11 protein-coding genes are annotated in these 10,745 nt (G+C 47.2%); 5 read left to right on the forward strand and 6 right to left on the reverse strand.

Annotation, left to right across the window (positions count from 1 at the left end):
- Nucleotides 1-3: 3 nt before the first annotated feature.
- The 6 genes from VFK44_01545 to VFK44_01570 all read right to left on the reverse strand — a co-directional run bounded on the left by VFK44_01545 (nucleotide 4) and on the right by VFK44_01570 (nucleotide 5,930).
- A complete protein-coding gene (locus VFK44_01545; protein ID HET7627047.1) occupies nucleotides 4-834 on the reverse strand; it encodes a carbohydrate ABC transporter permease in 831 nt (276 codons plus the stop codon).
- Complete coding sequence (locus VFK44_01550) at nucleotides 831-1,706, reverse strand: sugar ABC transporter permease (protein HET7627048.1); 876 nt, start codon at nucleotides 1,704-1,706, stop codon at nucleotides 831-833. The genes VFK44_01545 and VFK44_01550 overlap by 4 nt, the downstream gene beginning before the upstream one ends.
- A gap of 57 nt (nucleotides 1,707-1,763) precedes the next feature.
- Nucleotides 1,764-3,080, reverse strand: a complete 1,317-nt coding sequence (locus tag VFK44_01555; protein ID HET7627049.1) for a sugar ABC transporter substrate-binding protein — start codon at nucleotides 3,078-3,080, stop codon at nucleotides 1,764-1,766.
- 67 nt (nucleotides 3,081-3,147) lie between these two features.
- Nucleotides 3,148-4,002, reverse strand: coding sequence for a class II fructose-bisphosphate aldolase (locus tag VFK44_01560; GenBank protein ID HET7627050.1), 855 nt, complete (start codon nucleotides 4,000-4,002; stop codon nucleotides 3,148-3,150).
- A 9-nt stretch (nucleotides 4,003-4,011) separates the two neighbouring features.
- A complete protein-coding gene (locus VFK44_01565) occupies nucleotides 4,012-5,067 on the reverse strand; it encodes an SIS domain-containing protein (protein ID HET7627051.1) in 1,056 nt (351 codons plus the stop codon).
- Nucleotides 5,068-5,201: 134 nt separating this feature from the next.
- Nucleotides 5,202-5,930, reverse strand: coding sequence for a GntR family transcriptional regulator (locus VFK44_01570; GenBank protein ID HET7627052.1), 729 nt, complete (start codon nucleotides 5,928-5,930; stop codon nucleotides 5,202-5,204).
- 1,102 nt (nucleotides 5,931-7,032) lie between these two features.
- Between VFK44_01570 and spoIIID the strand changes: the two genes are divergently transcribed.
- From spoIIID to VFK44_01595, 5 genes are all read left to right on the forward strand, one after another.
- On the forward strand, nucleotides 7,033-7,308 hold the full coding sequence (gene spoIIID, locus VFK44_01575) for a sporulation transcriptional regulator SpoIIID (GenBank protein ID HET7627053.1): 276 nt from the start codon (nucleotides 7,033-7,035) through the stop codon (nucleotides 7,306-7,308).
- Between the two features lie 102 nt (nucleotides 7,309-7,410).
- A complete protein-coding gene (locus tag VFK44_01580; GenBank protein ID HET7627054.1) occupies nucleotides 7,411-8,412 on the forward strand; it encodes a rod shape-determining protein in 1,002 nt (333 codons plus the stop codon).
- Nucleotides 8,413-8,423: 11 nt separating this feature from the next.
- Nucleotides 8,424-9,224, forward strand: coding sequence for a flagellar hook-basal body protein (locus VFK44_01585; GenBank protein HET7627055.1), 801 nt, complete (start codon nucleotides 8,424-8,426; stop codon nucleotides 9,222-9,224).
- A gap of 11 nt (nucleotides 9,225-9,235) precedes the next feature.
- Complete coding sequence (locus VFK44_01590) at nucleotides 9,236-10,081, forward strand: flagellar hook-basal body protein (GenBank protein HET7627056.1); 846 nt, start codon at nucleotides 9,236-9,238, stop codon at nucleotides 10,079-10,081.
- A 31-nt stretch (nucleotides 10,082-10,112) separates the two neighbouring features.
- Nucleotides 10,113-10,415, forward strand: a complete 303-nt coding sequence (locus VFK44_01595) for a DNA-directed RNA polymerase subunit beta (protein ID HET7627057.1) — start codon at nucleotides 10,113-10,115, stop codon at nucleotides 10,413-10,415.
- Nucleotides 10,416-10,745 lie beyond the last annotated feature (330 nt).

A 10,745-nucleotide genomic window follows, 5' to 3' on the forward strand; every position in this document is an offset into this window, starting at 1 on the left:
TCATTATTGTTTAACAGCGGCAGTCGTTAAGCCGGAAACTAAATATTTGTTGAGAAAAATAACGATCAAAATCGGTGGGATCATCGTGATCACACCAGCGGCGGTCATTAATCCGTAATTAATCGATGTTCGGCCAACAAATTCGGTGATCAGTACCGTTAAAGGTTTTGTTTCCGAAGGAGCAAACACCAGTGGAATCAAGAATTGGCTCCATGCATTTAAGAAGGTCAAAATCGCAACGGCGACCACACCAGGTAGAGCAATAGGCAAAATCGTCCATAAAGCCCTGAGTTTTGTCGCACCGTCAACCGTAGCGGCTTCTTCCAACTCTTTCGGGATCGTTGCAAAATAACTTCTCATTAACCATACGGCTAACGGTGCAAAAGCGGAAACGTAGATTAACGTAATGCCCACTTGCGTATCGATCAAGCCAATACTTATCATGACTTTATACAACGGAATCATGACTGCATAGGCTGGCAAGGCCATGGTGATTAAAATCATACTAAAAATGATGTTTCGCCCTTTGAAGGGTATTCTCGCAAAAGCATATCCAGCTAAAATTGAAACGATCACCACGACGACGGTAGAACCAAGACAACTAATTGATGTGTTGACCATTGCCCCTTTGAACTGAACCCATAACGACGACTGTTTATCGAAGCCTAAAAGTTGTTGGTAGTGTTGCAAACTTAACGGAATAGGCAAATACTTTGGCGGCAAGGTCGTTAAAGCTTTATTGGATAACAGGCTTGTACGGAGTGCCCAATATATGGGGGCCAATGTCCAAAATAAAATAAAAACGACGGATATTCCCGTTTTTAGTTTTTTCATGTTTTCGCCCTTCTTTCCCTCAATAACCAAATATAAAGCACGCTAATGGCCAAAGTAGCTATGGTAATAAGCAAGGAAAGTGCCATGCCCAATCCTAGGTCCAACTGACGAAAAGCAATTAGGTAGGTTTGGATTAAAATCGATCGAGTATCCAAGGCCGTCCCTGTAAGAACAAATATTTCATCAAACAAATTTACGGCCATAAATGTCATTTGCGTTAATGCTATGGCGATTGCCGGTTTCAACATAGGCAACGTAATTCTCTGGAAGCGTTGCCACCGATTTGCTCCGTCAATTTCTGCGGCTTCATAAATGTCGTCAGGAATGGTGGTGAGTGCTGCCAATAAAATGACGGCAACGATCGGAATCATTTTCCAAATATGAACGATCGCCACGAGAAAAATCGCAAGACCAGGTTGACCCAACAAGACTTGATACGAATCAATGAGACCTGCGTGAAGCAAAAGATCGTTTAAAACACCATAGGAAGGATCGTAAATCCATTTCCAAATCACACCATTTACCACAGGGGGCAATGCCCATGGAAGAATCACCAATGCAAGCACAATTCCTCTTCCCCTGAATTTGTTTCTCAACGTCAGGGCGATGAACAGACCTCCGAGAAATTCCCCGACAATCGCCAAAATATAGTACAAAGCTGTGTTTCCAGCCGCCCGCAATACAACGGGATCCTGTAATAAATTGATATAGTTGCTTAAGCCCACAAACTTCACGTCTGCCGGCTTTGTTAAATTTAATGACTTGAAACTGTCGATCAATGTAACGAAACCCGGATAAAAAACTAAGCTGATCATGACAAAAGCTAGAGGAAAAATTAATAAGTACGGAAATATTTTCTTTCTCACCTGCATGTCTTTCCTCCCTTAAAGAGAGGGGCTGTAAAATTACTTTACAGCCCGTCCTAGATATTACTTCTGAGTGATTTCTTTTGCTTTATCGCCAATTTTTTGGATGCCTTCGTCGAGCGACAGTGAACCTTTCGCCATTTGATTAATCGTAGTAGCGACTGTTGTGCTGAATTCAGGGTACCAAGGTGGTGTGCCTTGGGGGAATAAAGGTTCAACTGTTGGGAGGACTTTGAGTATTGTATCGCCACCAGGCAATTCTCCGGCTTCATTCATTGATTCGAGAACGCTTTTACGATTGGGCAGTAAGCCGAGATCCTTATATAATTTTTTAACATTTTCAGGTTGATTTAACCATTTGATGAATGCTACTGAAGCCTCTTTATGTTTCGAAGCCTTAGGAATTCCGAAGGCCCCAACCAATCCGAATGTCCGGCTTTCCCCATCTTTACCGGGAACAGGAATCATCTGAACGCTATCGCTCACTTTTGATTTTTCTGAATCTTTATAGACGGCGTAATTTCCAGACCATCCCGACAAATCAATGGCAGATTTTCCGGACTTAAATTGATCGATGACATCGACGTCTTTCAAGCTGACAGCAGCAGGATCAATAATATGATCTTCTTTCATGCTTTCGATGATAAACTGCATCGCTTTGTATCCAGCCGAATTCTTAGAAGTAAATAAAGGGTTCCAATCCTTATCGAAAAGTTCTCCGCCATATGCTTTTGTCATCAAATACCACGGTGTAGCAGCTCCTTCCGTAGCAGACAGAGGCAAACCGAGAGGATAATCGACGATACCTTTGCTCTTGATTTTTTTAGCATCTTCAATCAACTGTTGAGGAGTTTGCGGCATTTCGGTAATGCCTGCAGCTTTAAAATATTTCTCGTTAATATATGTGACACGAAAATCGTTAAAGTAGGGCATCGCCAAATAGTGATCATTGTATTTGAAAATATCCATCGTCGGGATGTCGTCAATCAACTTTTGATCAAAGTATTGGTTTAAAGGTTCGTACCAATTCGATGCCCCAAATTGCCCGACCCAAGACCAGTCAAATTCGGTGATGTCTGCGGGGGCAACTCCGGCAGCTGCAGAGGTGACGATTTTATCATGAATGTCGTCCCAGCCGAGCGTTTCAATGTGGACGGTTATGCCGGATTCTTTCTTGAATTCATCCAGCATGCTTTGCGGGATTTTCGACCAAGGCGGCAGCAAAGCCTTAATTTCCGTGCCTTTTAAATCTTTTTGACCGTTGCCGTCTCCGGCTGATCCTTCGCTGTTTCCTTGTCCTGAACAGCCGAAAGTGACAATACTTAAGACGAGAACCATGCCAATCATCAACCATTTTTTACAACCCATGATTTTCTTCATTATATCCTCCTTTTTGAAGCGTATCTGCAAGCGTTTGCAATTTTTCGGCGGGAGATGACTTCTCTCCCTATGCCTTTTGATCCGATTTGACATTCAAAATGATTTGCTTTGCAACATCTTTCACTACTTGTCTAGCTGTGAGAAAATATTTTCTTGGATCGGATTCCTTTGGATGTTGCTTAAGATATTGACGCAGTTCTTCGATAAATGTGTTCTTTAAATCTGTTGAAATATTGACTTTACTTACGCCAAACTTCAATGCTTCTCGAACGCTTGTTGACGAAACACCTGAAGCACCATGCATGACGATCGGAAGGCAAACTCGAGTTGAAATTTCTTGCAATCGATTGAAATCAAGTTTCGGGTCATCTTTGTATACGCCATGCGCGGTGCCAAATGCTGGTGCGAACGAATCGATCTTGGTTTGTTTCACGAATGTTTCTGCTTGTTGAGGACTCGTATATCGTGCTTCGGCTTCAACGATTTCCAAATCTTCTTCAACGCCTCCAATTGTTCCCAGCTCTGCCTCGACCGGAACGTCAACCGGGTGGCAAACCTCCACGACTTTTTGTACGAGAGCAATATTTTCGCTAAAGGAAAGCCTTGATCCGTCGAACATGATCGAGGTGTAACCAGCACGTAAACATTTAATGACAGTTTCAAAACAATCGCCGTGATCTAAATGCAGAGCGATGGGGATCGTCGATTTTTCTGCAGCCACTCTCGCCATCGCAGCCATATACTCGACTCCAACATATTTAATCGTTCCGGGTGTGGTTTGAAAAATAATCGGACTGCTCAGTTCTTCTGCGGCTTCTACCACGGCTTTCATGATTTCGAGGTTATGAGTGGCAAAGGCGGGAACCGCGTAATGATTTTGGTATGCATTGATCATCATCTCTTTTGAAGATACAAGCGTCATATCTTCCTCCTACTCGTCTTTCAAAACAACGACTTGATTTAGGTTTCTCGGTTTATCCGGATTCAACCCCATTTTGATGGTTCTGTAGTAAGCCAACAGTTGAAGAAACGGCAAATATAAGATGAGACGCGCCTGATCCGTTAATCCGCTCTCAAGTTCAAGTAAGTGACTGCCTGCAAATGACTCCAAATTCTCCCCGACGACTACGGTTGCACCAGTTGAGGGACTCACTTCCGTAATAACGTCCTGCTCATATGATTGAATATTGAGTTGGTTTAATAGAACGACACAGCACTTTTCATTAAGAACTGATATCGGTCCGTGGCGAAACTCAAGGGGATTGAACGATTCGGAAAAGGATTGGGTCATCTCTTTCATTTTCAACATGCCTTCACAAGCCAATCCGAAGTACGAACCTAATCCTAAATAAATAAAGTGATCGTAACGTAAATCTTCACCGAGCCGTTTTCCTAAGGATTCCGCCTTTTTGAAGACTTTATCGCCCAAAGAAGATAACTGGTCCAATTCTTTAAGAAAGGATTCGTTGTTCGACACAACCCCGGCTATGACCTGTGATGCAAGCAGTAAATTTGTAAAAGTGCTCGTCATCACGATGCTTTTTTCTTGGACATGCGGGAGCAATATTTTATGGCTGCCCGGTTGTATGGCCATGTCGCTTTTCGGATCACTCGTGATTGAAATGCATTCAGCAAGCTTTTGCTTTTGTACAAATTCGATGGCACGAACCACCTCGGTCGTATTTCCAGACCGGGACAGTCCGATAATGATTGACTTTTTATTTTTATCGATGACTGAATCCGGTTTGAGAAAAATTTCCGACGCTGGCACTGCTCTTGCCATGATTCCCGTAACTTCGGCGAAATTTAATGCGGCCGCTATGGAGATGTAATAAGAAGTTCCGCATCCAATGAAAATGACTTCGTCTGGGCTTTCCCTCTGAAAAATTTCGAGGACCTTTTCCTTGGATGCTTTAACAGTGTTCACCGTAGTCTTCCAAGTGCCCGGCTGTCTGTAAATTTCTTCGTAAGTATAACTAGATGTCATTTTCTCTCCCCTTTCAAAAATGCAAAAAATCGAAAATTCTTAACCTTCCAACCGAAAAATTTCTCTTTCAATTGTCTGCGCAGTAAAGTAACTATACCATCATAGGGTTGATGGGTCAACCCTATGTGTAAAAATTAAATCAACTCGGTATAAAAACGACAGCGATCACCGCGGACGATTGAACGACAAAATTCAACGGGAATACCTTCAGAGTTATAAGCAATTCGATCCAAGAGAAGAGCGGGGCTGCCTTCTTTTACCTCCAAATAATAACTTTCATAATCACGAATAAGGACAGGTTCAAATATTTCCTTTGCTTTCATCACCACGACACCGAACTTCATCTCCATGATGTCATAAAGGGACTGTTTTTTCAGATCGTCTTCAGACAGGGAAGTCACGATGGATTTCGGTATAAATGATGTTTCTAAAATCATTGGCTCATCATTGGCGCAGCGCAATCTGCGCAATTCAATCACCTTTTGTTTCTCTTGAAGGTTCAACTGTTTGGCCACACTTGCTGTAGGCATCCGTTCTTTAATGCTAATGATCCGATCTTTCGGATTCATTCCTTTATCCTGCAAAACTTTGCTGAAGCTGTAAAAAGCGGTGAGCGATTGTTCCAATTTAGGTTTTGAAACGAAAGTTCCCTTTCCTTGAATTCGATTCAATAAACCGTCTTGAACGAGATCCTCAATTGCCTTTTTTACTGTATTTCGGCTAATCTGAAACTCTTGTCTCAGCTCGTTTTCCGACGGGATCTTATAGCCTGCAGACCATTCTCCCGATTCAATTTTTTCTTTCAGAAGCTCTTTCAGTTGATGGTATAACGGAACAAAACTTTGAGGATCTATCGTTTTCACTTTTTTATTCTCTCCCTTTCCTAACCTGTATATATGGTAAGGAGCTGTTAGCGCTCATTATTGTTTCAAAGTTTACCATGTTTCATAAATATAAACAAACACCAAAAGCGCTTCATAATGCCGTTCGGCGAACGCTTTGAAGAAATCTTTCTAGGTTGCATGAAGAACGGTCCCCGTTCATTCGTTGAAGAATCGAATGGACGGGGGAGGGTTCGCGAATCTGATGCACGTTTTATATAAAACATGAGATTTTCGGTCAACCGAAAATGTCCGATATAATGTTTCGGGACGGAATCGCTCATGAGAGACGCTATTTGGATCAAATTCGCGATTTCCAAAGATTATCGCTCATCCAGAACGCTATTTTCAGAGAACCCCCGGAAATCGGATGGATTTCCGGTTGGTTTTTGGAAATAGCGCATCACATGCACGATTCCATCTGAAAACCGGGCATATTGGGAAAATAGCGAATCTGATGCACGATTTTTAATATAACATGAGATTTTCGGTAAACCGAAAATGTCCGATTTAATGTTTCGGGACGGAATCGCTCATGAGAGACGCTATATGGATCAAATTCGCGATTTCCAAAGATTATCGCTCATCCAGAACGCTATTTTCCGAGAACCCCCGGAAATCGGATGGATTTCCGGTTGGTTTTTGGGAATAGCGCATCTGGTGCACGATTCCATCTGAAAAAGCGGGCATATCAGGCAAATAGCGCATCTGATGCACGATTTTCATATAACATGAGATTTTCGGTCAACCGAAAATGTCCGATTGATCCCACCCCGCGAGATCCCACCTCACCCGCCGCGAACATCCCGGCCAATTTTTCATATGATTCGCACACCGGTGTGTGGCGCGCCGGTTTTTTCTTGTCCGGATCTTCAAGAAATCCCTTGTCCCACTTGACTTTTTGGTATATAACCATCGCCGCTTTAATAAAATGTTACAAACCTGCATTTGAGGGGTTGAGGTGAGAACGTGGGAGCTTCGAAGTGGATGTCACTGTTGGGTTTACCTGCATCGGTACTTCGCAGCCTGTACACATAAAGTCTCATTTCACACCTTTCACATCCAATTTAGGGAGGCGAGTGGTGTGCACGATTACATCAAAGAGCGAACCATCAAGATCGGAAGACATATCGTGGAGACGAAAAAGACGGTGCGGGTCATTGCCAAGGAGTTTGGGGTTTCCAAAAGCACGGTACACAAGGATTTGACGGAACGGCTGCCGGTGATCAATCCGGAGCTGTACGTTCAGGTGAAGGAGGTGCTTGATTTTCACAAGTCGATCCGCCATCTTCGCGGCGGTGAGGCGACGCGCGTGAAATACCGGAAGGATTCCGATTCCAAGAAAGCGGTGGTGAAGTAACTTTTATAAAAAAATCTGCCTGCTGCCACTTTTTATGATACACTGAAGATTAAGGGAAATTTATGACGAATATGCTCGAATGGCGCAGGCAGGGAGGATAACATGTTTTCAAAGGATATCGGGATCGATCTCGGGACGGCGAATGTTTTGATTTACGTCAAGGGCAAAGGGATCGTGTTGGATGAACCGTCTGTGGTGGCGATGGACACGAAGACCGGCAAAGCGCTGGCGGTCGGCGAAGGCGCGCGGAAGATGGTCGGCCGGACGCCGGGAAATATCGTGGCCACTCGGCCCTTGAAAGACGGGGTGATCGCGGATTTCGAGATTACGGAAGTGATGCTCAAACACTTCATTAATGAGATAAAAGTGAAAGGGTTTTTCGGAAAGCCGCGCATTCTCATTTGTACACCGACGAACATTACGTCCGTAGAACAGAAAGCGATCAGGGAAGCCGCGGAAAAAAGCGGCGGCAAGAAGATATACTTGGAAGAGGAGCCGAAGGTGGCGGCGGTCGGCGCAGGGATGGACATTTTCCAGCCGAGCGGCAACATGGTGATTGACATTGGCGGTGGAACGACCGATGTTGCGGTGTTATCGATGGGCGACATCGTCACCGCCTCTTCGATTAAGATGGCGGGGGACAAGTTCGACGCGGAAATCTTGCAGTACATCAAGCGCGAGTACAAGTTGATGATCGGCGAGAGAACGGCCGAAGATATAAAAATGAACGTGGCGACCGTGTTTCCGGGTTCGCGCAACGAGGAGATCGACATTCGCGGGCGCGATCTTGTGACCGGGCTGCCGCGGACGGTAACGGTTCGCTCGAGCGAGATTCAGGCTGCGTTGGAAGAGCCGATGGATACGATCACGACGGCGGCAAGAAACGTGTTGGAGCGGACACCGCCGGAACTGTCCGCGGACATCATCGACCGCGGCATCATCTTGACGGGCGGCGGCGCGTTGCTGCACGGCATCGACCAATTGCTTTCCGAGCAATTGAGGGTTCCGGTGTTGATCGCCGAAGAGCCGATGAAAGCAGTCGTGAAAGGGACGGGCATTATGCTCGAGCAGTTGGACAAGCTTCCGCGGAAGCAAATGGTGTAAGGAGGGGTTTCATGTTTCGTGGATTTTACGCAGCGGCGAGCGGCATGCTGACGCAAATGAGGCGCGAAGAAATGTTAACGAACAATCTTGCGAACGTCAATACGCCGGGATTTAAGGCGGACCGGGCGGCCATTCGTGCGTTTCCGCAAATGTTGATCGAGCGGATGGGCGGCGATGCGCTGCCAGGCAGGACGCCGATCGGTTCGGTGGCGACAGGTGTGTACGTGCAGGAGACGATCCCGTTGTTCCGGCAAGGGGACTTGAAGGACACCGGAAATGCGACGGATGTCGCCTTGTTGCAAGGGCAAGTTCCGGATGAGGCGGGCGCGTTGTTCTTTGCGGTGCGCAATGCCGAAGGCGAGCCGCGTTATACGCGAAACGGAAACTTCTCGGTTGACGGGCTTGGGCGCATCGTGGACAATCACGGCGATTTTGTGCTCGGCACGGACGGAAACACGATCACGGTCAATGACGGGCAATTTAAAATTGACAGCGACGGCACGGTGGTCGATAACGGCCGCGTCGTTGGACGGTTGCAAGTCGCCTACGCGGCCGATGCGTACGGGCTCGTGAAGGAAGGAAACGGGCTGTATCGGAACGCGAGCGGGCAGGCGCTGCCGTCAGTCGTCGGGAACGGCGAGATCCGCTATCAGCTGAAGCAAGGGTTTCTGGAAACGTCGAATGTCGACGTGCAGAAGGCGATGGTTGAGCTGATGGAGGCGTTTCGGAATTTGCAGGCGAATCAGCAAGTGTTGAAGGCGTATGACAAGACGATGGGGCTGGCCGTTAACAAAGTCGGCTCGCTCAATTAGGAGGCCATCCGATGAACCAGGGAGCGATCAATGCGGCGGTCACGATGGGGCAGCTGCAGAAACAGATCGATACGATCGGACACAATCTCGCGAATCTAAATACATACGGCTACAAAAGGCGGCAAGTCGAATTTTCCGACTTGCTGTACCAGCAAGTGAACAACTTGCCGATTCCGGAGGAGTCAAACGCGGATAACCGGCTGACGCCGGGCGGCATTCGCCTTGGCAGCGGCGGGGCTTTGGCGGAGACGAACGTCAACTTGAAGCTCGGCGCGATCCAGGAAACCGGACGCGCGCTTGACTTCGCGCTCTTGGACCCGAATCAATTTTTACAAATTGATTCGATGGACGCCAACGGGGATACGACCCGGATGTTTACGCGAGATGGAGCTCTTTACTTGCAGCCGGACGCGGGCAATGCTGATCGGTTGAATCTCGTAACGAAAAACGGTTACTTTGTGATCGGAACGAACGGTCCGATCCAAATTCCGGCCGGCTACGACAAGATTGAAGTTGCCGAAAACGGAACGATCCGCGTGAAAATGCGCGACGGTTCGGCCGTCGAGGCGGGACGGCTCGACCTCGTGAACATTTTGCGGCCGCAGCTGCTTGAGTCGGTCGGCGGGAACGCGTATGCGTTCGGCGATTTGCAAGGATTGAACTTGAATGAGAATGACGTAATGCAGGCGGTGCCGCAACAAGACGCGCAAGTGCGCCAAGGGGCTTTGGAGTCGTCGAACGTCGACTTGGCGACGGCGATGACAAGGTTGTTGAATGCGCAGCGAGCCTATCAGTTCAACGCGCGGGCCGTCACGATCGCCGACGAGTCAGCCGGCGTGATCAACAACATTCGCTGACCGCGCGAACTCGAATGAACGGGGAATGACTATGTTTAAGAAGAAAGATAAGGAACGGGAGCAAACCGAAGCGCACGAAAACGAGGAACAGGCGACAAGCCGCGAAGAGCGGCGGAAAGCAAAGAAAAACCGGAAACAGGAGAAACACCGTTTCCGCGTCCGGCTCATTCCGATCTGGCTGCGCCTCATCCTCGTCATCATCCTGATGGCGGCGAGCCTCGCTGCCGGTGCTATGGTCGGGTACGGCCTCGTTGGCAAAGGCGATCCGTATGACGTGTTTCAGAAGGAAACATGGACACACATATACGATGTCATTCATAAAGGCACAGAATAGCAGCCGCAGCGTGACTCTCGACGGCGAGTTTTTCGGCGGTCGGCCGAAAAATGGGCGGAATCGCGCATGAGAGACGCTATTTCGTGAAAATGAGCGGGGTTGGGCCCCTTAACGATCACTGAGCGCCTTATTTTTCGAAATGTGCCCAAAATCGTGATGATTTTTACGAGTTTCTTCGAAATAGCGCTTCTCATGATCGATGCGCGCCTAGCGAAGCTAGGCATAACTAGCCGGTGGAAGTCCGGTCGAGGTAAGGGTCAAGCCGCCTCGTAGCTAGCAGGCAGGCATGGGAGAAATCCGATGATCTGAAGCCCTGCGAAAAGCGATGCC

This window comes from Bacillales bacterium (assembly GCA_035700025.1).
Taxonomy (GTDB): Bacteria; Bacillota; Bacilli; order Bacillales; family DASSOY01; genus DASSOY01.

What these genes read in the sequence shown, in the direction of transcription:
- VFK44_01555 (HET7627049.1), bottom strand. Translation starts at nt 3,080, where the DNA reads ATGAAGAAAATCATGGGTTGTAAAAAATGGTTGATGATTGGCATGGTT.
- VFK44_01565 (HET7627051.1), bottom strand. Translation starts at nt 5,067, where the DNA reads ATGACATCTAGTTATACTTACGAAGAAATTTACAGACAGCCGGGCACT.
- VFK44_01595 (HET7627057.1), top strand. Translation starts at nt 10,113, where the DNA reads ATGTTTAAGAAGAAAGATAAGGAACGGGAGCAAACCGAAGCGCACGAA.
- VFK44_01550 (HET7627048.1), bottom strand. Translation starts at nt 1,706, where the DNA reads ATGCAGGTGAGAAAGAAAATATTTCCGTACTTATTAATTTTTCCTCTA.
- VFK44_01560 (HET7627050.1), bottom strand. Translation starts at nt 4,002, where the DNA reads ATGACGCTTGTATCTTCAAAAGAGATGATGATCAATGCATACCAAAAT.
- VFK44_01585 (HET7627055.1), top strand. Translation starts at nt 8,424, where the DNA reads ATGTTTCGTGGATTTTACGCAGCGGCGAGCGGCATGCTGACGCAAATG.
- VFK44_01545 (HET7627047.1), bottom strand. Translation starts at nt 834, where the DNA reads ATGAAAAAACTAAAAACGGGAATATCCGTCGTTTTTATTTTATTTTGG.
- VFK44_01580 (HET7627054.1), top strand. Translation starts at nt 7,411, where the DNA reads ATGTTTTCAAAGGATATCGGGATCGATCTCGGGACGGCGAATGTTTTG.
- VFK44_01590 (HET7627056.1), top strand. Translation starts at nt 9,236, where the DNA reads ATGAACCAGGGAGCGATCAATGCGGCGGTCACGATGGGGCAGCTGCAG.